The organism is Egicoccus sp. AB-alg6-2 (assembly GCF_041821025.1).
Classification (GTDB): Bacteria; Actinomycetota; Nitriliruptoria; order Nitriliruptorales; family Nitriliruptoraceae; genus Egicoccus.
Window position 1 is genome coordinate 316,067 of sequence record NZ_JBGUAY010000001.1, and the last position, 24,322, is coordinate 340,388.

17 protein-coding genes are annotated in these 24,322 nt (G+C 73.2%); 3 read left to right on the forward strand and 14 right to left on the reverse strand.

Going from position 1 to position 24,322, the window contains the following annotated elements; translation table 11 throughout:
• Nucleotides 1-19: 19 nt before the first annotated feature.
• The 8 genes from ACERMF_RS01595 to ACERMF_RS01630 are packed head-to-tail and all read right to left on the reverse strand — an operon-like array spanning nt 20 to nt 13,043.
• Nucleotides 20-2,971 (reverse strand): VWA domain-containing protein, encoded by a 2,952-nt coding sequence (locus tag ACERMF_RS01595; protein WP_373667262.1) that lies wholly within the window; start codon nt 2,969-2,971, stop codon nt 20-22.
• A complete protein-coding gene (locus tag ACERMF_RS01600) occupies nt 2,968-4,923 on the reverse strand; it encodes a VWA domain-containing protein (RefSeq protein ID WP_373667263.1) in 1,956 nt (651 codons plus the stop codon). Before ACERMF_RS01600 ends, ACERMF_RS01595 begins: the two co-directional genes overlap by 4 nt.
• A complete protein-coding gene (locus ACERMF_RS01605) occupies nt 4,920-5,885 on the reverse strand; it encodes a DUF58 domain-containing protein (RefSeq protein WP_373667264.1) in 966 nt (321 codons plus the stop codon). Before ACERMF_RS01605 ends, ACERMF_RS01600 begins: the two co-directional genes overlap by 4 nt.
• A gap of 17 nt (nt 5,886-5,902) precedes the next feature.
• The gene (locus ACERMF_RS01610; protein WP_373667265.1) at nt 5,903-6,895 is read right to left on the reverse strand and encodes an AAA family ATPase; all 993 of its coding nucleotides are present in this window, start codon (nt 6,893-6,895) and stop codon (nt 5,903-5,905) included.
• An 18-nt stretch (nt 6,896-6,913) separates the two neighbouring features.
• A complete protein-coding gene (locus ACERMF_RS01615; protein WP_373667266.1) occupies nt 6,914-8,596 on the reverse strand; it encodes a hypothetical protein in 1,683 nt (560 codons plus the stop codon).
• A 1-nt stretch (nt 8,597) separates the two neighbouring features.
• Nucleotides 8,598-9,587 carry an ABC transporter permease gene (locus tag ACERMF_RS01620; RefSeq protein WP_373667267.1) on the reverse strand — a complete coding sequence of 330 codons (990 nt, stop codon included), beginning with the start codon at nt 9,585-9,587 and terminating at the stop codon, nt 8,598-8,600.
• Between the two features lie 19 nt (nt 9,588-9,606).
• The gene (locus ACERMF_RS01625) at nt 9,607-10,602 is read right to left on the reverse strand and encodes an ABC transporter ATP-binding protein (protein WP_373667268.1); all 996 of its coding nucleotides are present in this window, start codon (nt 10,600-10,602) and stop codon (nt 9,607-9,609) included.
• Nucleotides 10,599-13,043: a hypothetical protein gene (locus ACERMF_RS01630; RefSeq protein WP_373667269.1), complete on the reverse strand. Its 2,445-nt coding sequence runs from the start codon at nt 13,041-13,043 to the stop codon at nt 10,599-10,601. Before ACERMF_RS01630 ends, ACERMF_RS01625 begins: the two co-directional genes overlap by 4 nt.
• A gap of 232 nt (nt 13,044-13,275) precedes the next feature.
• On the opposite strand from ACERMF_RS01630, the gene ACERMF_RS01635 reads away from it, so the two are divergent.
• The 3 genes from ACERMF_RS01635 to ACERMF_RS01645 all read left to right on the forward strand — a co-directional run bounded on the left by ACERMF_RS01635 (nt 13,276) and on the right by ACERMF_RS01645 (nt 16,393).
• Entirely contained in the window at nt 13,276-14,127 is an 852-nt protein-coding gene (locus ACERMF_RS01635) for an NUDIX hydrolase (protein WP_373667270.1), read from the forward strand.
• A gap of 281 nt (nt 14,128-14,408) precedes the next feature.
• Nucleotides 14,409-15,290, forward strand: a complete 882-nt coding sequence (locus ACERMF_RS01640) for an MBL fold metallo-hydrolase (RefSeq protein ID WP_373667271.1) — start codon at nt 14,409-14,411, stop codon at nt 15,288-15,290.
• 86 nt (nt 15,291-15,376) lie between these two features.
• Nucleotides 15,377-16,393, forward strand: coding sequence for a hypothetical protein (locus ACERMF_RS01645; protein ID WP_373667272.1), 1,017 nt, complete (start codon nt 15,377-15,379; stop codon nt 16,391-16,393).
• Between the two features lie 53 nt (nt 16,394-16,446).
• Here the strand turns inward: ACERMF_RS01645 and ACERMF_RS01650 are convergent, their stop codons facing one another.
• From ACERMF_RS01650 to cysD, 6 genes are all read right to left on the reverse strand, one after another.
• A complete protein-coding gene (locus tag ACERMF_RS01650) occupies nt 16,447-16,860 on the reverse strand; it encodes a hypothetical protein (RefSeq protein ID WP_373667273.1) in 414 nt (137 codons plus the stop codon).
• Nucleotides 16,861-16,922: 62 nt separating this feature from the next.
• Complete coding sequence (locus tag ACERMF_RS01655) at nt 16,923-18,647, reverse strand: ATP-binding protein (protein WP_373667274.1); 1,725 nt, start codon at nt 18,645-18,647, stop codon at nt 16,923-16,925.
• Nucleotides 18,648-18,826: 179 nt separating this feature from the next.
• Complete coding sequence (locus ACERMF_RS01660; protein WP_373667275.1) at nt 18,827-19,210, reverse strand: hypothetical protein; 384 nt, start codon at nt 19,208-19,210, stop codon at nt 18,827-18,829.
• Between the two features lie 161 nt (nt 19,211-19,371).
• Nucleotides 19,372-21,150: an SLC13 family permease gene (locus ACERMF_RS01665; protein ID WP_373667276.1), complete on the reverse strand. Its 1,779-nt coding sequence runs from the start codon at nt 21,148-21,150 to the stop codon at nt 19,372-19,374.
• Nucleotides 21,147-23,069, reverse strand: a complete 1,923-nt coding sequence (cysN, locus tag ACERMF_RS01670; protein WP_373667277.1) for a sulfate adenylyltransferase subunit CysN — start codon at nt 23,067-23,069, stop codon at nt 21,147-21,149. The genes ACERMF_RS01665 and cysN overlap by 4 nt, the downstream gene beginning before the upstream one ends.
• Before the next feature lie 26 nt (nt 23,070-23,095).
• Nucleotides 23,096-24,043 (reverse strand): sulfate adenylyltransferase subunit CysD, encoded by a 948-nt coding sequence (cysD, locus tag ACERMF_RS01675; protein ID WP_373667278.1) that lies wholly within the window; start codon nt 24,041-24,043, stop codon nt 23,096-23,098.
• Nucleotides 24,044-24,322 lie beyond the last annotated feature (279 nt).

Below are 24,322 nucleotides of genomic sequence, written 5' to 3' on the forward strand. Positions count from 1 at the left end.
CTCGTCCTCGTGTCGGGTGTCAGCCATCCTCGTCGCGGGCACGGCGACGGGCGTCCAGCAAGCGCGACGCACCGCCCTCGCGTGGCGGAGGCGGTGGTCCCACCGGATCCGGGTCGACCCGCGGTGTCACGACCTCCCCGGCCGGCGGTCGCCCGCGCGGCGGGGACGCGGGTTCCGGGGATCGACCCTGGTCCGTGTCCGCCGTCGGTCGGGCCACGGCCGACGTCACGGGTACGGCCGTCTCGGCCGCCTCGGCCCGCTTGGCGCGCCGAGCGTCGGCCAGTGCGGTCACCCCGGTGGGCGCAGCCTGCGGTGGCCGCGGCGTGCGCGAGAACAGGCGCCGCAGGTCCCCCCGCTCGAGCCGCAGACGGCGCAGCCCGACGTCCACCGGCAGGGTCAGCAGCGCGAGCAGGAGCAGCCAGCCGGTCAGGTCACGGGGCGTACTTCCCGGGGTCGTGCCCTCGCGCGCGAAGATCGTCGCCGGGTCGGGGTCGTAGCGTCCGAGGTCGCCGACGAGGGCGGCCGTCGCCTGCGCGCTCCCGGTACTGGCGGCGTACTCGGCGGGGTAGGAGCGCACCGCCGTGACGGTCCTGCGTGCCGTCTCGGTGCCGGCGCGCTCCACCAGGAACGTCACCGCGTGCACGCCGTCCCCGCCGGCCGGGATCGTCGCCCCGAACGCGTCCAGGGCCGTTCGCGCCAGCGGCACCTCACGGCGGGTCCCGTCCGGATCGACGACGACGGCGGTGACGGCGACGTCGCCGGGAAACGGTTCGCCGCTGCCGAGCCGCAGTTCGAGTCCGTCGCTCGTCACGTCGGCCTCGGCGGCGACGTCGCCGGCCTCGCCCCCGGGGAGGGTCGAGCGCACCAGCGCCCCCCACAGGTCCCGGGCCCCGTCCCAGCCGCTCCACGGTGCGGACCAACGCGGCGTCGCGTCCGAGGTCCAGGCCGCCACGGTGCCGAGCCCCGCCTGCCAGGTGGCCAGCAGCGGGTCGCGTTCGTCGCCGATCCGCAGCAGGGTGCGTGCGTTCGGCTTCGAGGTGGTGGCGACGTAGCCGAGCAGCGGTGGGGACTCGGTCAGCGTGGCGGTCACCGCGTCCACTGCCGTCACGATCGGGGTGAAGCGGCCCTCCTCGATGAGCGGCCGTGACACCAACTGCACCTCGCTGGCCAGCACCGACGGGATGGAGGCGAGGTCGCGACCGGGGTAGAAACGTCCACCGCCGGCCTCGGCCATGCGCTCGAGCACCTCGCCGGTCCCCTCGCCGGTTCCCACCACCGACAGCGTGATCCCGGCCTCGGCGGCCTCGGCGGCGACCTCCTCGAGGCCCATCTCGTTGGTGAACCCGTCGGTGAACAGCACGATGTGGCGCAGCCGGGCATCGGCGTCCTTGAGGCCGGCGATCGCCTCCTCGAGTGCGGCGCCGATCGAGGTGTCGCCGTCGGGATACAGGCTTCCCAGGGCGTCCTCGACGATGGCGGCCGACGGCAACTGCTGCAGCGGCAACACCCACTCGGCCTCGGTGTGGAAGGCGAGCACCCCCACCGTGTCCTGCGCGTCGAGGTTCTCGATCGCCCGCGCCACCGCCTCGCGCGAGATGTCGGTCTTGTTGGGGCCGGCCTCGGTCGCCGACGGGCCGCCGCCGAACCCGTCGGGGCGACAGTGGCAGGCACCCATCGAGCCGGAGACGTCGACCACCAGCGCCTGGGCCACCGACGGCCGGCGCTGCGGGTCCTGGATCCGTGCGAAGACCGGCAGCAGTTCCTCGAGGCGGGTGCCGTCGTAGCCACCGACGCCGTAGGACTGCTCGCCGCCGACGACCGTGAGGCCGCGGCCGGCGTCGCGCACGTACGCGTCGAGAGCGACGGCGCCGGCCTCGCCGACCTGGTCGGCGTGGACGTCGACGAGCACGGTCGCGTCGTGGCCGAGCAGGCGGTCCAGCGGCGGGAAACCGGCGCCGATCGCATGCCGGGTGACCGGCAGACCGCCCGCCTCGAGCAGTCGCACCAACTCGTCGGCCTCGCCGGCGCCGTCGGAACCGTCGACGACCAGGACGCTGGCCGGACCCTCGATCTGGACGCCCGCGACGCCGAGGTCGTTGCGGGACTCGACGCTGGCGGCCGACTCCAGCCGGGCCTCGTAGCGGATCGCACCTCCCGCCTCGGAGGTCTCGTCCCCGGAGGCGGCGACCCGGGGCACGCGAACCTCGCTGCGTCCCGGCGGCAACTGGCGCGCCTCCCGGTGGATCTCCTCACCGTCCGCGGTGACGACGACCGTGGCGCCGGCGGGTGCCTTGCCGGTGTTGGTGACCACGACGGTCACGTCGTACGCGTCCCCGATGCGGACGCGCGAGGGAACGCGGACCCCCTCGACGAGGACGTCGGCGGAACCCCCGTCCCCGCCCAGCGGGACGATGTCGACCGGGATCCCCGACTCCTCGAGTTCGCGGATCGCCTGGGCCGCGTCACCGCGGGTCGCGAAGCCGTCGGTCAGCAGCACCACCCGCCGGCGTTGCTGCGATCCCGCGACGCCCTGGGCCAGACGCAGGCCGCGGGCGAGGTCGGTCTCGGTCCCGTCGACCCGCACCGTGAGGGGGCCGCCCGGCGCCTGTTCACGCAACCCGTGCTCGACCTGGGCGTCACGCCCGACCGCCGCCACGGCGAGCCGATCCCCGCGGGCCTGGCCCGCGACCGCCGCGTCGATCCAGGCGTGCGCCTCCTCGCGGGCCGCCGTCGTGGAATCGGAGGCATCCACCACCACCACCACGTCCATGCCGCGACCGGCCGCGTCCCAGCGTGGTTCCGTCAGGGCGAGGACCAGCAGGCCCACCGCGAGACCGCGCAGTGCCGTGGCACGGCGCAGCGCCCGGTCGCGTGTGCCGGCGCGCCGCCATCCCAGCCACAACACCGCCGGGACGACGGCCAGGGCCGCCAGCCAGGCGGGCGCGTCGAGGTGCAGCGGCCACCAGCTCACGACGGCACCTTCGTGCGTGCGCGCGGTGTCGCGGATTCCGCGTCCGGTTCCAGCGCCCGGCGGACCTTGTCGCGGCGGATGTCGCGGCGGCCGGCCAGCCACTGCCGGCCACCCTGACTCCACGCCCACTCGAGCAGCAGCAGGAACAACGCGGTCAGGACCAGGGGCCAGACCACGGTGCGCAGCCCTTCGCCGATCTGCGCCTCGCCGCCCGCGGCGGGCGAGCCGGGTTCGGGGCGTGGCTTCGACAGGTCGCCTTCGTCCAGCGCGGTGGTGACCGGCAGCATCAGCGGGGCGCCCGTCTCGGCGTCCTCCGACCCGGTGAAGCTGATCTGCCACGTGCCGACGGTGTCGACCAGCAGGGTCGGCGCGCCAGGGTCGATGCGCAGCGTGTCGCCACCGGGGGCGGTCGCCGCGATCGAGGTCGTCCCGACCGGGGCTTGCAGGGCCACCACCGAGCCCGCCGGCACGGCGCCGATCCCGGCGCTGCCGCCGGTCAGCCATCGGGTCGCGTTGGCGACCAGCAGCGGCCACGCGGGGCGCAACGGCAGGTCGGAGACGAGCAGGTCGAACGGGACGACCACGGCCGGGGCGTCGCCGATGCGGCCGGCGAAGAGCAGGCCGGCATCGGTCGCCGACGCCAGCGCGGTCAGTTGTGGTGCATCGAGCACGGCGGTGGTGGCGACGGCGAGGCCCGTGAGGTCCACGTCGGCGAGCAGCGCGTGGTCGGTGGCCTGGTAGGTCAGCGCCGGCAGCGCCGCCTCCCCCGTCGAGGCGACGCCGGCCGGCCACCGGGTCGGGGCGACCAGCAGCGTGGGCACCGTCAGCGTCTCGGGCGCGGCGACGCGGTCGACGACCAGCACGTCCACCGCGGTCAACTCGTCGGGCACGCTCGCCGAGGTCTCCACGCGCAACCCCGGCACCGACCCGAGCGCCGCCTGCAGGTAGGTGTTGCCGGGCGTGGCGAGCAGGACGCGCAGGTCCCGGCTCTCGCTCAGCACCGTCGTGGCGACGTCGTCGAATCGCAGTGCGTCGGGCACGACGCCGGTGACGTCCTCGCGCAGGGCGAGCCGAGCGGTCAGCGTCGCTCCCTCGTCCCCGGCGACGGCGGGCACGGTCACCACCACGTCCTCGGTGGTGCGCGGCGCGAGACGCAGGGACTGCTCGAGCACGACCGCCCCGTCGACCTCCAGCACGAGGCGGCCGGTGACCGCGGTCTGGGCGAACGAGCGCACCTGCGCCAGGACCTGGTGCTCGCCGCTGCCGAGCGGCGCGGAGGCGATCCGGGTGATCGCGACGTTGGGCCGGTCCCTGCCCACGGCGCTCACCGTCAGGCCGGGCGGCGCCACCGCCATCGCGTCGGCGGGGACCATCGCGTCGGTGACCAGGTGCACGACGGTGCGCTGGCCCGGCCGCTGCAGCGAGGTCGCCAGCGTGAAGGCGTCGGCCAGGTCGGCCGGAGCGTGCCGGGGCACGATCCCCGCCAGCGTGCGCGCGACCTCGCGGGCGTCGGTCGAGCCCGACAGGGCGATGCGGGCGCGCGGGCCGGCGTCGATGACCGACACCTCCTGGCCCGGTGCCAGGGACGCGGTCAGTTCGGTCGCTTTGCGCCGGGCGAGCTCCGCCCGGCTGGTGCCGCCCTCGTCGGTGAGCATCGAACCCGAGTTGTCCATGACCAGGATCGTGTGGTCGCCCAACGCCACGGGAACCGGGACGGCCGGTCGTGCGAGCGCGAAGGCCAGCGCGAGCAGCGCCAGCAGGACGAGCCAAAAGGTCGCGTCCCCGCGGAAGCGCTGCCACGGCGTCGCGGCCGTGGCGGGGCGGTCGACGGCACGCCACAGGAAGGTGGAGCCGACGACCACCCGGCGGCGCCTCGGCCGCAGCAGGTACCACGCGACCAGTGGCGCGGCCGCGGCCGCCGCGAGCAGTCCGAGGGGCGCGAGCAGTCTCATCGGACCAGCCCGAGTGCCGGCAGTTCCGCCAGCAGCAGCCGGGCGAGGTCGACGTCGGTGGGCACCAGCACGTGGGCGGCGCCGATCGTCGTACACGCGGCCTCGACGGCGTCGAGGTGGGTCCGCAGGGCCTCGGCGTACGCGGCCACCGTGCCCTCATCCCCGCCGGCCTGGACCTCGGCGCCCGTCTCGGCATCGACCAGGCGCACGTCCTCGAGCAGGTGGGGCCGCAGTTCCTCGACGTCGAGGACCTGCAGCACGAGCACGTCCAGGCGGCCGCTGCCCAGGGCGCGGATCGTCGCGTCCCAGTCGTCGTAGAGCAGGTCGCTGATCAGCACGAGTGGACCGCTGGCGGTCGCTCGCGCGGCACGTCCGACCGCGGCGGTCAGGTCGGGCCGGCCGGCCGGTCCTTCGCCGAAGTCGTCGTCACCGGTCGGCTCCCCCGGAGCCGCCGATGCACCGACGGTCTGACCGGTCGTGGCCTGGGTGCCGGGCACGTGCGCACCGCCGGTGCCCTGCAGCAGCAGTCCGGCGTGCGCCAGGGCGCCGCTGCCCCGCGTCCAGCCGCCGCCGAGGCGGTCGGCGTTCGCCAGCGGGTCGTGCTCGGCGAGCCACAACCGCACCCCGTCCCGGGCGCCGAGGACCGACAGTCCGGCCGCGATCTGGTCGGCCACGCGGCGCTTGGGCCCGTACATCGAGGCCGAGCGGTCCAGCACGACCTGAGCCGAGGCGTCGTCCTCCGCCTCGGTGAGGGTGACCTGCAGACGTCCGTGCCGGCGCGAGGCGGACAAATCGATACGTCGTGGGTCGTCGCCGGCCACGTACTCCCGCACGTCGGCGAACTCCACGGAGGCGCCGAGCCGGCTGGAGCGGTGGCCGCCGACGAAGCGGCCGCGAACACGCCGACGCGGCACCAGCTGGTGTCGTCCCAGCTGGGCCACGAGTCGCGGCGTGAGCAGCATGGCTCCTCCGGCCCCGGTCAGGCGGGAACGCGCGGTGCCGGTACCGCGTCCAGCACGGCAGCAACCACGTCATCCGTCGTGACGCCCGCGATCAGGGCCTCGTAACCCAGCACCAGTCGGTGGCGCAGGCAGGCCGCCGCGGCCTCGCGGACGTCCTCCACCGAGGCCTGCAACCGGCCGTCGAAGAGCGCGCGCACCTTGGCCGAGAGCACCAGGGACTGGCCGCCGCGGGGCGACGCGCCGTTGGTCACGTAGCGCACCACCGCTTCGGGAGCCGTCGGCCGGTTCGCGTGGGTCGCCTCGACCAGTTCGGCGACGTGACGCAGCACGTGCGAGGCCATCGGGACCTCGCGCACGAGCCGGATGGCCGCGAGGAGGTCGTCGGTGCCGGCAACGGGCTCGACCACGGCCTCGGTGGAACCGGTGGTGCGCACCAGGATCTCCACGAGGTCGTCGGCCGAGGGGGTCGGCACCAGCACCTTGGCCATGAACCGGTCGAGCTGGGCCTCGGGCAGCGGATAGGTGCCCTCCATCTCGATGGGGTTCTGGGTCGCCATGACGAAGAACGGCTGCGGCAGGTCGCGGGTCACACCGCCGACCGTGACCCGTCGCTCGGCCATGGCCTCGAGCAGCGCGGACTGCGTCTTCGGCGTGGCACGGTTGAGCTCGTCGGCGAGCAGCAGCTGGGTGAAGACGGGCCCCGGTTCGAACGAGGTGTGCCAGCCCGCACCGCCGGTCCCGCCGTCACCGCCGAGCACCGTGGTCCCCACCACGTCGGCCGGCAGCAGGTCCGGCGTGCACTGCAGCCGCGTTGAGTCGAGTGACAAGGTCTGCGCCAGGGTGCGTAGCAACACGGTCTTGCCCAGACCCGGCACCCCCTCGAGCAGCACGTGCCCGCCCGCGAAGAGGCAGGCGAGGACGTCGCGCACCAGTGCGTCCTGACCCACGATGACGCGGCGAAGCTGTGCTTCGACGTCGGCGGTCAACTGGGCGAAGCGGTCCGGTTCCATGCTTGCTCCTCGGTGCGCTCAGCGTGCGAGCTGGTCGAAGTAGTCCCGCACGAGGTCGCGACGTCCCACGGGGAAGCCGGGACGCTCGATCGTGCGGGTGGCGAGGTCGCGGTAGGTACCGAGGACGTCGAGGTAGGGCACGAGCGCGTCACTGACCTCGCCGGGCCCGAGCCCCTTGCCCACCTGGGCGTCGGGACCGACGCCGGAGTCCTGGCCGCCGAGGTGCCACTCGTCGTCCTCGCCACCGACCCGCGGTGGCGCGAAGACGGTGTCGAGCTCCGGCCCGTCGCCGTGGGCGCCCTGACCGGTGGGGTCCTGGACCTGGCCGTTGCCGGTCATGCCGTCGCCGGGCTGGCCACCCGGCCCACCCTGGCCCCCACCGCCGCCACCGCCCTGTCCCTGGCCTTGTCCCTGGCCTTGTCCCTGGCCTTGTCCCTGGCCTTGTCCCTGGCCTTGTCCCTGGCCTTGCCCTTCGCCTTGCCCTTGGCCCTGCCCTTGCCCTTGCCCTTGGCCCTGTCCCTGTCCTTGGCCTTGTCCTTGTCCCTGCCCTTGCCCCTGGCCGCGCGCGGCGTCCCGCAGGTTGCCCTGGGCCTGCCCGAGCACCCCGTCGGTCGCCTCCAGGGCGCCCTGACCGGCCGCCGATGCGACCGCGGACCCGACGGCGCCCGACGCGGACGAGATCGCACCGCCGGCGGCGACCTGGTCGCCGGCGTCGAGGGCCTCGGCCGCGTCCGCGAGGGCGTCGGCGATCTCGGGTTGGCCGGCGGCGATGGCTTCGGAGAGTTCCCTCAGGCGGTCGGCGAGGGCCCCCGGGTCCGGCACGTCGCCGGCGGCGAGTGCACCCGCGAGGGCGTCGAGCTGCGCACGGACCGAGTCCCCGGCGGCCAGCGGCTCGCGGCCGAGCTCCCGTGCGAGACCGTCGAGGGCGGCCCGTTGCCCGTTGCGGTCGGGGTCGAGTTCGCGGGCCAGCTCGGCGCGCGCCGCGGCCAGCTCCTCCAGCGCCTGCTCCAGGGTGCGGCCGTCGAGCTGCTCGGCGACCTCCTGCAGGCGCTCGGCCGCCGCCGCACCCGGCTCGCCCAACTCGGCGAGCTCGTCGGCGGCCCGTTCCAGGTCCTCGGTGACGCGCTCGACGGCGGCGGCCTCGCGCGCACGCCGATCGCGCTCACCGGCGTGGGGGTCGGGCGCGGCGGCCAGCGCGGCCACGGCGAGCACCAGCACGAGGGCGGCGACCAGCCACCGTCCCTCGGGGCGATGGGCGGGAGGCAGCGTGCGCACGCCCGCGGCGGCGGCGTCGGCCTCGACGAGTTGTCGTCGCGCCAGCCCGTCGAGACCTCCGCGTTCCTGTCCGACGGTGCGCAGCTCCAGGGCCGTCCGGTAGCGGTCCTTGGCGCCCAGGAGGCCGTCGACGGCGGCGGCGGCGACCTCGCCCGGGACCGGGCGCAGCGCAACCGCGGCCAGCGCGACGACGACGGCGGCCGCACAACCGGCGAGCACGAGCGTGGTCACCGGTGGCAACAGCACCAACCAGGCGAGCAGGCTCCAGACGAGGGCGACACCGGCTCCGACCGTGACGACCGGCCCGACCCGGTCGGCCAGCCGCACCCGCCGGATCCGGCGGCGGCCGCGCGCGACCAGGGCGTCCAGGCCGGGGGTCCGCGGAACGGGAAGGGTGTCGTCACGGACGGTCGTCGGTGTGCGCATGTCAGGCCTCCCGGACGCCGTCGCGCGGCCCCAGCGCCCGCGTCGCCGACCACAGCGCGAGGCCGCCGAGCACCGCGTAGACCGCCAGCGTGATGGGCCACACGGTCGGACGGGCCGGCTCGACGAGATCGCCCTCGACGAACCCGCCGCCGAACGCGGGGTCGACCATGACGCCACCGCCGATGCCGACCCCACCGAAGGCCGCGTCGCCCGGCAGTGCGGCCGCGAACGGGGTCAACACCGAGGGCAGGCCGCCCGCGAAGGAGGACCGCGTCGACGACCCCGTCGCGTCGGCGAGCGCGTAGAACGGGTTGGCGTACATGGCGACGGGCCGGTAACCCTCGCGCAGGTCGAAGTCCCGGGCGGCGAACTCCGCGAACGCGGCGATCAGCGTGCCGATGACCAGGCACAGCACCAGGCCGTAGGTGAGCACGACCGCTCCGGTGGTGCGTCGGGTCCTGGCGGACACGCCGATCGCCATCGCCGCGATGCAGATCGCGACGACCAGCACCACCAGCAGCCCCTTCAGCAGGTCGCCCAGCGTCGCACCGCCCAGCACGAACGCGGTCGCGGCGAGCGGGGCCGTCACCAGCACCAGCAGCACGGTCCAGGCCGACGAGGCGCCGAGCTTGCCGAGCACGATGCCCCACGGGCGCAGCAAGGTGATCCGCAGCAGTCCCAGGGTGCGTCGCTCGCGCTCCCCGGCCAGTTGCGCCGCCGCGTATCCCGGCGCCACGAACAGGACCAGTCCGAGCACCCCGGCGAGCAGGTTCTCGAGCAGGAAGCGGCCGAGGACCGGTCCGCTCGCGGTGACCGGCGCCCATCCGTTCATGGCCTGCTGTTCGAGGTAGCTGGTCGCCAGCCATCGTGCCAGCAGCAGCAGTCCGCCCAGCAGGCCGAGATAGGCGGTCAGTACGACCGCCGCCCGCGGCCCACGCCAGCGCTCGAGCAACTCGCGGCGCAGCACCGGGTTGAGCGTCGGCGCCCTCATCGGCTCGCTCCCTGGTCGATCATCGGATGACCCCTTGGGTGACGGACAGGAACAGGCGCTCGAGTCCGCCGCGGTCCTCCCGGAAGTCGGCTACCCGTACGCCGGCGGCGACGAGTGCGACGAGCAGGTCGGCGGCCGCATCCTCGCCGCCGGCGACCTCGCAGCGCAGGCGTCCGTCGGCGAGGCTGGTCAGGACGCCGCTGGCGCCGGCGACCTGCGCCGCCGCGGCGAGGGCCTCCTCGCCGCCGAGTACCCGCACCGTCACCGTGTGGGCGGTCTGGACCGCGCCGCGGATCTCGTCGGGGGTCCCTTGGGCGAGGACCTTGCCGGCCTCGACGATCGCAACGCGGTCGCAGAGCTCGTCGAGCTCGGCCAGGATGTGCGAGCTGATCACGATCGTCACGCCCTGGACGGCCAGTTCCTTGACGATCTCGCGCAGTTCGACGCGTGCGCGCGGGTCCAGCCCGGAGGCCGGCTCGTCGGCCACCAGCACCTGGGGGTCGTGCACCAGGCCCCGTGCCAGCGACAGGCGTTGCTGCATGCCGCGCGAGAGCCCGGCGACGTCGGTGTCCGCCTTGTGCCCGAGCTCGACCAGCTCGAGCAGCGCCGCGACCTGCTCGGCGCGCTGCTCGCGCGGCACCTCGTAGGCGTGGGCGAAGAAGTCGAGGTACTCCGCGCAGCTGAGGCCGTCGTAGAGTCCGAACGTGTCGGGGACGTAGCCCACCTTGCCGCGGACGGCGCGTGGCTCGGTCACCGGGTCGTGCCCCAGGACGTCGATCGTGCCCGCGTCGGGACGCAGCAGGGTCACGGTCGCCAGCATCGTGGTGGTCTTCCCGGCGCCGTTGGGCCCGACGAGTCCGAAGACCCCGCCCTGGGGGACGTCGAGGTCGAGCGCGTCGACCGCGTTCAGGCTGCCGTAGCGCTTGGTGAGCCCGCGCACCGTGACGGCTGCGGGGGCCGACGGCGGCGGAGGTGGCGGCGGTGCGGCGGCCTCGTTGACGAACGGCACGCTCATGCTGCTCCCTCCGCGCCGAGGCCCCGCTGCCCGAAGGGCAGGAACCCGACGTTGCGCGCCCGGACGAGCACGTCACCGAGCGGCGAGACCACCCGCGCCGGGTCGGCGCGGTCGTCGGCGTCGAAGACCGTGTCGGCGGCCACCCAACGGGCCTCGACGCGGTCGTAGATCTCGAACCCCGACTCCGGGGGGCCGTCGTCGCCGGGCTCGGCGTCCGAGATGCGCTCGGCCACCTGGCACGAGCCGTCCTCGAAGCAGGCCTCGACGCGCGTGTCGTCGCCGCCGCACTCACGCGAGTTGGGCGGGCAGGCGACCTGGTCGCCGCAGCGTTCCTCGGGTTCGGACTCGTTGCCGTCCGCGTCGATCTCGGTCACCTCGAAGCAGCCGTTGCCCCAGGGGTCGGCCATGCCCATGTCCATCGGGCGCACGGCGCCGCCCTCGTCGAGCGTCGACACCAACGTGCCGATCGCCTCGGGGTCCGGCAGGCGGAACCGCAGCACCGCCTCGGACTCGCCGTCCACCGACAGCGGGTGCTGCCGCCACGGCGTCCACACGCCTCGGCGCAGGAGGTCGCGACGCACCTCGTGGGGCAGCACGGTGTCACCGTGGTGCTCGGGAGTGACCCCCACCGCGACGAACGAGCCGCGATCGTCGACCTGGCCGCGCACGCGGGGGGAGGTCAGGCCGAGGTCGTCGGTGGTGGCGGCGGTCACCCAGACGGTGCCGGGACTGCGGTCGAGCACGTTCCAGGCCAGCAACCGCTCGGCGACGCCCGGACCGGGCACCTCGCCGTCGACCTGGCGGCCCCGGTCACCGAGCATCCGCATCCCGCGGTCACCGGGGGCGCGGGGAAGGGCCGCTTCGAGATCGTCGACCGTGATCGTGCGCTCCTCGCCGGGGGCGAGGGTGCCGACTTCAGCGACGGCGGTGGCGGCCAGGACGGTGACGGCCTCCAGCGTGGCGTCGGTGCGGTTGGCGAGCGTCACCTCGAGCACGCCGTCGTCGAACGTGGCGGCGACGTCCATCGGGGGTGCGACGGCGGCGGGCCCGTAGGCGATCGCGGTCGTGGTCTGCAGTGCCTCGAGGTGGGTACTGAAGGTGGTGTCCTGGCCGTCGAAGGCGTTGAACGAGAGGGTCTCGGTCCAGAAGGAGCCCACCATGCCGTCGCGTTGGCCCGGATAGACGATCTGCTGCGTGCCGCGGGAGGGCGCCTGCAGGCTCAGCGCAGTCACCTCCTGCCCGACACCGTCGAGCCACCAGGCCGCACGCGTCACCGGGGTGGAGGAGGGCCCGCCGCTGGTGGCGGTCAGCGCCGCGATCGCGGTGAACACCAACGTCACCGCGGGAACGGTGACCCAGGTCAGCTCGCGGCGACCGAGGCGACGGACCACGAGCGCGTTCACCGGTCCGACGAGCAGGAGGTAGACCAGCAGGAACAGCAGGGCGCCGGTCATCCCCGGCAGGGTCGAGACGCCGCCGAACAGCCGGTTGCCGAGGTCGCCCTCGTCGAACGAGCCCAGCGGCATGCCGAGGTCGGCGCGCGGGTGGAAGATCTGGCTCCAGACGTCCGCCTGGTCGCCGGGACCGCCCTCGCCGGGAGCGCCCGCGACGGCGATGACGCGGCCCCGTCCGGCGGGGACGGCGGCGATCCACGTCTGGCTGCCTCCGCCGGACACGCCGAGGTCGGCCGGGGAGGCCGACCACGCGGCCTCGGTGGGCGTCAAGGCCACGCCGCCGTCGCCCGCGTCGGTGAGGCCCTCGATCGGGGTCCAGGGCAGTGGCAGCGTCCCGTCGCCGGGCCGCAGCGAGACGACCAGGTCCAGGCCGGTGGCTGCCGCGACCGCGAGCGCGTCGCGCTGGTCGTCACTGAGCGCGGCCAACTGCGTCGCGGACACCACGAGCGCGTCGAGTGCGTCGAGTGCGCGAGGTCCGAGGTCGATGACGGCGGGATCGACCCGCACCCCACGCACCGGACGGTCCAGGCCGGCGACGTTGAGCGGACGTGGCAACGCGGGCTCGGCCGCGATCCCACCGACGACCACGTCCTCACCGGCACCGCCGCCCGCCCGCGGCAGGGTGATGCGGGTGCCGGCCGAGGAGACGAAGGACGCCTGCACCTCGTCGGCCGGGGGCAGGAGCAGGTGGAACACCTTGGTGGCGCCGGCGGACACCTCGACGTCGCGAACGGCACCACCACGCGAGGCGCCGAGGCCGCCGACCTCCAGCCGCCCGGCGATCGGGACCTGTGGCGAGAACTCGACCTCGAGCAGGGTCCAGGCGCCGGAGCCGGTTCCGCGACCGAAGCCCGCCGTGACGGTGGCGCCGAGGTCGATGCGCCGCAACTCGGGTTCCTGCGCCGCCGCCGAGGACCACGGGACGACGGCCGCGAGCACGGCGAGCGCGACCACGGCGGCCAACCGCCGTGTCGACGCTGCGTGCACGCCGGACCAGATCCTCGACCCAGATCGCACCCCGACCCCTTGCTCCACGTGCGCGTCCCGCCGGCGCCTCGTCGGCTTGGACGCCTCGAACCCCGTCCCGGTTGCGCGACCGGGACGTGATCGTCGCACACCGCACACCGGTCGGACCGCTGGTGCGGCGGTCGCCCGGCTCACGTGCGCCGTGCGAGACTCCCTCCTCCGGGAACGATCTCCGACGGAGGGCAGCGCACCCATGGGGAAGGCCGAGCGAGAGACACCGGCGGGGCGCGTCGGCGGCGCGTCTCCCGAGGCCGTCGACGCGGCCAGCGTCCTGCTGCTGCGCGACGCCCGAGACGGCGCCGGCCTCGAGGTGTTGATGCTGGAGCGTCACCTGCGGGCGGACTTCGCGGGCGGCGCGCTCGTCTTCCCCGGGGGCAAGGTCGATGCCACCGACTGCGGCTTGGACGCCGCACGCTGGATCGGCGACAACCCCGCCCGCTGGCGGCAGCGGCTGGGCGCGACGTCGTCGGCCGCCGCTCAGGGCCTGCTGGTCGCCGCCGTGCGCGAGACCTTCGAGGAGGTCGGGGTCTTCCTGGGCCGACGTGAGGACGGCGCGCCGGTCACCGACGAGGACCTGCGATCGCGCTCCTTCGTCGCCGCCCGCCACCGTCTTTGCGACCGGACCCAGGCCTGGGACTGGCGCCGCTGGCTCGAGGACGAGGCGCTGGTGCTCGACCTGCGCCGGCTGCGGTTCTACTCCTGGTGGGTGACGCCCGAGGGCCAGCACCGCCGCTTCGACACGCGGTTCTTCGTCGCCAAGCTGCCCTCCGGCCAGACCCCGACGGCCGACGACGTCGAGAGCACCGAGGTGAGCTGGATCCGCCCGCGTGAGGCCATCGAGGCCCACGAGCGCGGCGACGCCGTGGTGATCTTCCCGACGCGGCGCAACCTGCTCCAGCTCGACGAGTTCGCCTCGGTGGACGAGGCGTGGGCGGCCGTCACCGCCGACGCGGTCGACCAGCGGCGGATCCAGCCCACGATGGTGCGGGACGGCGACGAGATCCTGGTGCAACATCCCGACGGGGGTCCCGCCGAGCCGATCTGACACGGCGCAGGCGCACGCCCGACGGCCGCTCAGCCAGGCCAACGACGGTGGATTGGTCCCTGGCGGGGCGCGCAGTTCGCACGAAAACCGTGCGGTAGGCGTGACGCCGTGCACGCACCCCCTTCCGTCGGACACCGGCCGGCGGTAACCTTCCCGTTACCTCCTTCTGAGGGAGACGGAGCGGGAGCCGTCAGGGCGGGAGAGGTGAGCGGCGGTCCGGAGACGGGCCGCCGCTCCCGTGTGTCCGGCCCGAGCCGCAGCGCTGCGTAGGCTTCCCACCCATGAGCGATCGCCCTGCCGCCCCCGTCGATCCGCGCACCGACTGGGGACTCCCGGCTCCCGGTGGCATGCCCCCCGTCGCGGCACTGGACGAGGTGACGACCCGGGTGCTCGCGCCCAACCCTTCGCCGATGACCCTCGACGGGACCAACACCTACCTGTTGGCCGCGCCCGCGAGCGGGGTCGCCGTCGTGGTCGATCCCGGTCCCGAGGACGTCGAGCACCTGCGGCGCGTGGAAGCGGCGCTCGGGGCGCTCGACGCCGAGGTCGGACTCCTCGTCGTTACCCACCACCACCACGACCACGCCGCTGCCGCCGCGGGGTGGTCCTTGCACTTCGGCGCGACCGTGGCGGCCGCCGACCGCGAGCTCGCCGGCCCGGACGGCCGGCTCCTGGCCGACGGCGACGTCGTCGACGTCGCCGGGCTCGCGCTGGAAGTCGTCGCCACGCCGGGGCACACCGCGGACCACGTGTCGCTGCGCACGCCGACGGGGGCCGTCCTGACCGGCGACCACGTGCTCGGTCGGGGCACCTCGGTGGTGGCGCATCCGGACGGGAACCTGGCCGCCTACCTGCACTCGTTGCGGCGCACCATCGCGCTGGGACCGGACGCGCTCTACCCCGGGCACGGCCCGGAACTCACCGTGGACGCACAGGCCGTGTTGCGCTACTACGCCGAACACCGAGCGTTCCGGCAGGCACAGCTGGTGGCCGCGCTCGACGAGGGTCCGGCCACCGCGGCGCAACTCGTCGCCCGCATCTATGCCGACGTGGATCGCCGCCTGTGGCCGGCCGCGGAGGCGTCGACGCGCGCGGCGCTGGAGCTGCTGCACGCGCGGGGCGAGATCGCCTGGCACGACGGGGTCGCGACCGTGCTTCCCTGAGCCGGTCACGAGCGGCCACCGACGTGTCAGGGTCACCGACGCAGGGTCGTGACCGGCCGCGGAGCGGACCGGGTCCGGCTGATTGCATGCGGATGCGCCCGCTGTCGGTCTCCCGGGCGCAGGAACGAGACGGTCTGAGCAGCATCCGCGGGCGTATCGCCGTCATGGCCGCCCTGGCCATGACGGTTCCCGCGTGCGCGGGTGAGGCCGAGATCCCGGAGTTGACCGCCCGTCCGGTTCCCGCTCCCGCCGAACTCGACCTCGTCCCGGCACTGCCGGACTGGCGAGGGTCGCAGCCGGCCCCGCCGGACGCTGCGTCGACGCCCGCCCCTGCCGGCGAGCCGTCGCTGGATCCAGCCGAGGAGCCAGGGAGCGTCACTCCGTCGTACGACGCCCAGCGGGCCGCCTTCCTGTACGCCCACGTCGAGGACGTCGAGGAGGCGGACCACCTCGCCTACGACCTCGTCGGCGACGGCGTGCCCGAACTGGTGGTGGTGGCGCGCGCGGGTGCCGCGGGCCTGGACGTGACCCTGGCGGCCTGGAACGGGGAGGACTACGCGGCGGTGGGAAACGTCACCGTCCCTGCCGCGCCGGAGCGGCTGGGCACCCCGGTCGCCCGTGACCTGACCGGCGACGGGCGTCACGAGGTGGTGGCGCCGTTCGTCGACGAGGCGGGGGCCGCCGCAGTGACGTTGCGGGTCGCCGAGGACGGCGCCCTGCTGGTGTTCGACGCCTGTCCGATCGACGCGCCGCAGCAGCACCGACTGCGCCTGAAGGCCTCGCGGGACGCCACCGAGGTGACGTTCACCTGCGACGGCGCACGCGACGGCGCGCGCGCCGAAGCCGCCGCGACGGTGCTGCGATGGCGGGACGGCCTGTTCGTCGCCATGCCGGAGGACGCCGACGCGCCGGCGGTGTCCGAGGCGCCCGACCAGCGTCCCGGCCCGCCGGGACACACCCCGCCAGGCCAGTCGGACGACCGGGGTCGGGAGATCGCCCCCGGGCAGCGACCCATGGACGACGACGGGGACGAGCCGGGCCGCCGGCGTGGCCATGGCCCCGCCGACGAGCGCGGGCGCGGCGAGGCCTCCGACCGCGACTGACGCGCGCGGGCCGGCGGGTGGGCCGGTCGGATCGTCTGGCGACGCCTGTCGGGTCAGGCCACGTTGGTGCGTCGCGTGCGAGGGATCCCGGCCTGCTTGAGGACGGCGGCAGGAACGCCCGCTTCCCGCCATGCGGTGTAGGTGATGCCCTTGCGTTCGGAGTATTCGGCGGCGGATTCGACGAAGCCCTTTTCGAGCGTCTCGAGGTCGACGTCCTCGTCCATACCGACGAGGCGTTCTTCGAGGTCGAGGCGGCGCTGGATGAGATCGACCCGCTTCGCCGGGTTCGGTTCGGCGTCGATCTTCTGCTGGACCTCGTCGATGCGCGCCTTGACCGTCTCGCTGTCCATGCGCCGGCCCGGCTTGCGGTCCTGCTCCAACGCCGCGAGATAGTCGCGAACGGCACGACCCTGTTCGCGCCCCTTGGCGAGCGCTGCCTTGTGGTCGTCACTCATCTTGCGTGCCATGAAGCGATCCTTTGGCGACCCCCGTACGAGTCTGCCAGGAGGACGATAGCACGCGACCTATTTCAGCTGATCAGGTCCCGAGCCGGCGCTCCATGCATCGGGATGGCGCTCGGGAGACGCAGGACGAACTTGCTTCCCGTGGCGCCAGCGGCATCTTCGAGTTCGAGACTGCCGTGCATCGCCTGCGCCAGCCGGCGGGCGATGAACAGCCCCAGACCGACACCGCCGGTGCGCATCGTCAGCGGATCCTCGAGGCGATGGAACTGCTCGAAGACGTGCTCGCGATGCTCCCGTGGGATGCCCGGACCCGAGTCGATGACGCGAATGCAGATGTCGTCGTCGAGCTGTTCGAGCGTCACCTCGACCGGCGTGTCCTCGGGTGAATAGCGGCAGGCGTTGTCGACCAGCGCGTTGACGATCTGCCGGGTGCGCTCGGGGTCGGCGAGGGCTTCTCCTGTGCCCGGTGCGGCCGTAAAGGCGAGCGTTCGGGTCGGTTCTCGGTCGGCGAAGGAGGCGACGGTGGCCTCGAGCACGGGCTGCAGGTCGACCGGTGCCGGGTGCACCAGATCGTCGAGGTCGTGTTGGTCCAACCGGGTGACCAGCAGCAGGTCCTCGACCACCGCGGCGAGGTGGTCGGAACGTTCGACGATGTGTTCGAGTGCATCCTGTCGGCTGGACGCATCGAGTTGGTCGCCCTTGCGCAGGAGCACGGAGGCAAAGCCGCGGATGGGCGTCAATGGCGTGCGCAGTTCGTGCGACACCCTCGCCACGAAGTCGCCACGCAGCCGCTCGAGTTCGCGCTGCCGTGAGACGTCACGGACGACGATCACGTCGCCGATGCAGCGGCCCCGGTCGTCGAAGATGAGCGAGTGGTTCTCGCGCACCGCATGCGCGCGGCCGTCGACATGACGGATCCGGGCGTCGAGGGCGCGATGCTGCGCGCCGCGATGGGCGCTGTCGATGAGCCAGCGCCCCGTGACGCGGGTCTCGCCCTCGCGCAGGGACTCGGTCAGGACGCGCGACACCGGACGGGACACCACCCGCTCGGCGGAGAGCCCGGTGAGCTCCTCCATGGCCGTGTTCCAGACCTGGATCGTCCCGTCACGGTCGAGCAGGATGATGCCGTCGGTCGTGCCGTCGACGACCCGGGTCAGGCGGTCGCGGTCCACACGGACGCGCCCGAGCAGGTCGGCGGTGCGGCGGGCACCACGGGCGGCCAGGTAGACCGCCGCGGCGGGGACGAGGACGAAGCCGGCCAGCGCCGGCTCGAGGACGAGCAGTGCGGCCAGCACGACCCCGATCGCGGCGGTGCCGAGCGAGAAGCTTGCCGAGAGCGGGAGCTGCTCGACCAGGCCCTCCCGGGCGTTCGGCTCCGCGATCGACAGCAGGCCGAGCATGGCGACGGCGTTGACGGCCACGTAGACGGCCATCCCCAGCAGGGCGAACAACACCGGCCGCCCGTTGACCAATGGACCGATCGGGGGTGCGAAGTGCACGATGGTGGCCGCCAGCGCGGCGCCCACCATGGCCTGGGCGGTGTTGAAGCTGACCTTGATGAGGTCGGGGACGCGCGAGGCCTGTCCGGCCATCATGCCAAGCCCCGTCGCCACGACGGCTTCGGTGGGGGCGACCAGGAGCAGGCCGGCCGTGATGGCGACCTCGACGAGGGTGATGGCGACGTCGGAGTGCTCGAAGGTGAAGCGCAGCTCCACGCGTTCGGCGACGGCGACGCCGACCACCAGCGCGAACAGCGGCACGAAGTCCGGCGCCGCGGCATTCGTGAGCACGATGACGCCGCCGAGGGACGCGACCCCCAGCAGGACGCAGAACGCGACGTAGCGCTCGAGCTTGGCGCTGATGCGGACGGCCCCTCGCGACTGGCGTGGTCTCAGATACGAACCGACCGGCCCACCCCGTGGGATGTGACCGGCCGGTACTTCGGTGTTGCGGTGGCTTGGTGCGTCGATCAGGTCCAGCTGATGCCGCGCGTCCAGCTGATGCCGGGTGCGGCGGTCCAGCTGATGCCACGGGTCCAGCTGATGCCGGGTGCGGCGGTCCAGCTGATGCCGCGAGCGTTGGTCCAGCTGATGCCCTGCGCGGCGGTCCAGCTGATGCCACGCGTCCAGCTGATACCGGGTGCGGCGGTCCAGCTGATGCCACGGGCGCTGGTCCAGCTGATGCCCTGTGCGGCGAGTTGCGCGCCGCTGCTGGTCCAGCTGATGCCGTTGGGTGCCGCCGCGACCTCGTCGGCGGCGCTGGCGCCGATCCCGGCCAGCATGCTGCCGGCGAGTGCAGCGATGACGACGAGTGCACGCCAGCGGACGACCCGAGTTCCGTTGCGACGATCCATCGCGTGCTCCTTGTCCTTGCCCCCGAATGACGCGAGGGCACTCCCCGGCAGGAAATCTAACGCAGCGTACAGTGTCGTCACACTGCGTGACCGTTAAGATTGACCGCCCAGGTTGGCATTTCGGCGTCTTGCACCGCGGGAAGTCGCCGTGTAGGGCATGTCTAGCGCCAAACGAGCGGCACCGCCACCAGAATCGTGGCGAGGCTGATGACGGCCATCGGCAGGCCGAGCCGCCAGTAGTCGCCGAAGCGGTAGCCACCGAGGCCGTAGACGATCGTGTTGGTCTGGTAGCCGATCGGCGTCAGGTAGGACGACGACGCGGCGAGGGCCACGGCGACCGCGAACCCGGTCGGCTCGGCGCCGACACGCTGTGCGACGTCCAACGCGATCGGCAGCATCAGGGCGGCAGCGGCGACGTTGGTGAGCAGCTCGGTCAGCACCATGGTCCCGATCGCCACCAGTGCCAGTGCCACCATCGGACTGGTCGTGACGGCCGCGCCTTCGATCGCGGCGGCCAGCGCCTCCGACAGGCCGGATGCGGCGATCGCCTGGCCGAGCCCGATGGCGGCCGCCACGATCAGCAGCACGTCGAGGTCGAGCGCGTCGATGGCGCGGGTGAACCGGATCGCGCGGGTGGCAACAAGCACGGTGCATGCGAGCAGGATGGCGCTGAGGACCGGCAGGGCGCCGGTCGCCGCCAGCACGACCATGGCCGAGAACGTCGCCAGCGTCAGCCAGCGGTAGCGCGGCGACGACATGCCGTCGGCCCGGTCGTCGTGGGGAACGAGCAGGGCGAAGTCCCGGTGCCCGTTCCAGCGCTCGGCGAACCCGGGATCGCCCAGCAGCAGCAGCGCATCACCGGCCCGCAGTTCCACCGTCCCCAGCTTGCCGTCCACGCGCTCGCTGGCACGGTGCAGGGCGATGACGGCGCCGCCGTAGCGCCCCCGGAACGACACCTCCTTCAACGTCGATCCCACCAGCGCCGACGTCGACCCGACGACGCACTCGGTCAGTCCGTGGCCGTCGCCGTCGAGGACCTCGATCTGTGCGCGCTCGGCTTCGACGAGGCCCGGCCGGGTCAGGAGGTCGCGCACGGCGGCGATGTTGCCCACGAAGACCAGTTCGTCCCCCCCGTGGAGCACCGTGTCGGGCGCGGCGGGTCGCTGGCCGTCGGGATGGCGACGAACTGCGGCGAGGAAGGTGCCGGGCAGGTCGCGCAGGTGCGCCTGCGCCACCGTGCGCCCGTCCACGGGCCCCGACGGTAGGACCTGCAACCGCAGCGTGTAGTCGCGCTCGTGGGCGGCGAGGAGTTCATGCGGCGTGCGGCGGTCCGGCAGCAGCCGTGGCGCCAGCACCACCAGCGCCGTGCCACCCACGACCGCCAGGGGCAGGCCGGCCGGGGTCAGTTCGAAGAAGCGCAGCCCGGGCTCGCCGGCCGCCTGCAACATGCCGGAGATCACCAGGTTGGGTCCCGTCCCGATCACCGTCAGCGTCCCGCCGAGGATGGCGGCGAACGACAGGGGCATCAGCAGCTTGGTCGCGGCCACCCCGTTGCGTTCCGCCCAGCCGCGGATGACCGGTGCCCCCGCCGCGACCAGTGGGGTGTTGTTCAGGAATCCCGACAGGCCGATGACCGGGGGCACGAACCGCAGCAGCGCCCCGTGCGCGCCCCCGGACCCGTCGCCGAGGAATCGTCCGATCACGCCGTCGATGCCGGCGTGGTCCCGTACGGCCCGCGCGACGACGAAGAGCCCGGCGATCGAGATCGTGGCGGGGTTGGCCAGCCCCAGGAATGCCTGCTCGGCCGGGAGGATGCCGACCAGGACGCACGCGACGAGTGCGCCGACCATGGCGGCAGCCGGCGCCACCACCTCGCGGACCAGCGCCAGGACCAGCACGAGGAGGATGGCGGCTGCCAACCAGCCCTCGAGGCCGATCACCGGACGTCGGTGAAGCCGCGATCGGCCAGCAGGCGGAGCACGGCCTCGACGCACTGCTCGAGCGTGAGCGAGCCGGTGTCGAGGTGGAGGTCGGGTGCCTGGGGTGCCTCGAACCTGCTGGTGACGCCGGGCAGGTGGGCCAGCTCGCCCCGGTCGGCCGCCGCGTACAACCCGTTCGGGTCGCGTGCACGCCGGACGGCGTCCGGCGCGTCGAGGAACACCTCGAGGTGGCGGTCGGCGCCCAGCAGGTCGCGGATGCGGGCGCGGACCTCGGCCTGCGGGGCCTGGACGGCGATGAGGGTGATCAGCCCGTGGCGTGAGGCGAGCGAGGCGATCTCGGCGGCACGGCGCAGGTTCTCGGAGCGGTCCTCGTTGGAGAAGCCGAGGTCACGGCTGATGCCGAGGCGGAGGTTCTCGCCGTCGAGCCGCAGCACGCTGCGGCCGCGGTCGAACAGGCGACGCTCGACCGCTGCGGCGATCGTCGACTTGCCGGTGCCGGTCATGCCGGTCAGCATCACCGTCACGGGCCGCTGGAGCAGCCGCGCTTCGCGTTCCGTCGAGGTGATCTCCGAGCGGTGTCGCGCGAGGCCGGCCGGTGGGGTGCGGTCCCATCCGGAGGCAGCGCCCACGATCATCCCGGCGGCGACCGTGCGGTTGGTCAACCGGTCGACGAGGATGAACGAGCCGGTGGTGCGGTTGTCGCCGTAGGGGTCGAACAGCAACTCGCGGTCCGCCGACAGCACGCAGCGGGCGACGTCGTTGAGCTGGAGCCGTTCGGCCGGTTCGTGCTGCAGGGAGTTGACGTCGATGCGGTGCGTGATCGCGGTCAGGGACGCGTTGGAGACCCCGTTGACCGACAGCAGCACGTACTGGCGACCCGGAACGGCCGCTTCCTCGGCCATCCACACCAGTCGGGTGTCGATCTCGTGCGCGCGCTCGGGCGGATGCGCGGCATCCACCAGCAGGTCCCCGCGCGAGACGTCGATCTCGTCGGTGAGGGTGAGCGTCACGGCCTGGCCGGGGCGGGCTTCCTCGAGGTCGCCGTCGAAGGTGACGATGCGCTCGATGCGCGACCGCATCCCCGACGGCAGGGCAAGCACCTCCTGGCCGGGTCGCACCACCCCGGCCGCGATCGTGCCGGCGAAGCCACGGAAGTCCAGGTCGGGCCGCTGTACCAGCTGGACGGGGACGCGTACCCGCTCCAGGTCCTCGTCGGCCGCGACGTCGACGGTCTCGAGGTGCTCCAGCAACGGCGGCCCGTCGAACCAGTCCATGCGGGACGAGCGTTCCACGACGTTGTCGCCGACCAGGGCCGACATGGGCAGGAAGTAGGGCGCCGGCAGGTCGAGCTCGGTCGCGAACGCCCGGTAGTCGCGGCAGATGTCCTCGAACCGGTTGCGCTCGAGGCCGACGAGGTCCATCTTGTTCACCGCGACCACGACGTGCCGGATGCCGAGGAGCGAGGCGAGGTAGGAGTGTCGTCGGGTCTGGTCGAGCACCCCGTGGCGGGCGTCGACGAGAATCACCGCAAGCTGCGCCGTCGAGGCACCGGTCACCATGTTGCGGGTGTACTGCAGGTGGCCGGGCGTGTCGGCGATGATGAACTTGCGTCGCGCGGTGGAGAAGTAGCGGTAGGCGACATCGATCGTGATGCCCTGCTCCCGCTCGGCCTTCAAGCCGTCCATCAACAGCGCGAGGTCGACCTGGTCGCCGGTCGTGCCGGAGGTGACCGAGTCGGATTCGAGCGCGGCGAGGTGATCGGCGTAGATCATGTTGGCGTCGTGCAGCAGCCGGCCGATGAGCGTGGACTTGCCGTCGTCGACGGACCCGCAGGTCAGCAACCGCAACAGGTCCTTGCGCTCGTGTTCGGCGAGGTAGGCCTCGATGTCGCTGGCGATCAGGTCGGACTGGTGTGCCATGTTGCGCCCTCCGGGGAGCACGATCGCTAGAAGTAGCCCTCGCGCTTCTTCTGTTCCATCGAGCCCGACTGGTCGTGGTCGATGACCCGGCCCTCCCGTTCGGAACGGGTCGCGAGCAGCATCTCCTGGATGATGTCGGGCAACGTGGTCGCCCTCGACTCGACCGCACCCGACAGCGGGTAGCAGCCCAGGGTGCGGAACCGGATCCAGCGCTCGACCGGCTTCTCGCCCGGTTCGAACCGGAAGCGGTCGTCGTCGACCATGATGATCGTGCCGTCGCGTTCCACCGTTGGTCGCGGCGCGGAGTAGTACAGCGGGACGATCGGAATCTGCTCGAGCCAGATGTACTGCCAGATGTCGAGCTCGGTCCAGTTGGACAGCGGGAACACGCGGATGGACTCACCCGGGTTCACCCGGCCGTTGTAGAGGTTCCACAACTCGGGACGCTGGTTCTTCGGATCCCACCGGTGGTGCTTGTCCCGGAACGAGAACACGCGTTCCTTCGCGCGCGAACGCTCCTCGTCGCGCCGTGCGCCGCCGAAGATGCCGTCGTAGCGGCCCTCGGTCAGCGCCTGCTTCAGCGCCTGCGTCTTCATGACGTCGGTGTAGTTGCGCGAGCCGTCGTCGAAGGGGTTGATGCCCGACGCCGCGCCCTCGGCATTGGTGTGCACGAGCAGTTCGACACCGAGTTCGGCAGCGGTGCGGTCCCGGAAGGCGATCATGTCGCGGAACTTCCAGGTGGTGTCGATGTGCAGCAGCGGGAACGGCAGCGGGCGGTTCCCGCCCGAGCCACCGAACCGGCCGGGGAAGAACGCCTTGCGGGCCAGGTGCAGCATGACCGACGAGTCCTTGCCGATCGAGTACAGCATCACGGGCCGCTCGCACTGCGCCACCACCTCGCGCAGGATGTGGATCGACTCGGCCTCCAGCTGCCGCAGGTGGGTCAGGCCACCGGGCGAGGAGCGCGTGTCCATGGCGTTGGTCCGTCGGTCGACGACAGCGGAGCCGACGACGGTAAGTCGCCTCCTCGTACGCCGCGATCCGGCCCGGGAGTTCAGTGGGAACTCCGTCCAAGCGAAGAACGTCGACCCGCCTGGCGCACATGGAAGAGCCCCCGACAGACGGGGGGACCGCCGGGGGCTCTTGTCGCGGAGGGAGCGAAGGATCGCGCCAACCGCCCTGACAGTTGATCACGGATCGGCCCGAAAGAAAATACCTGCGCGGGACTATTTTCCCTGACTAGTGCGGCAACC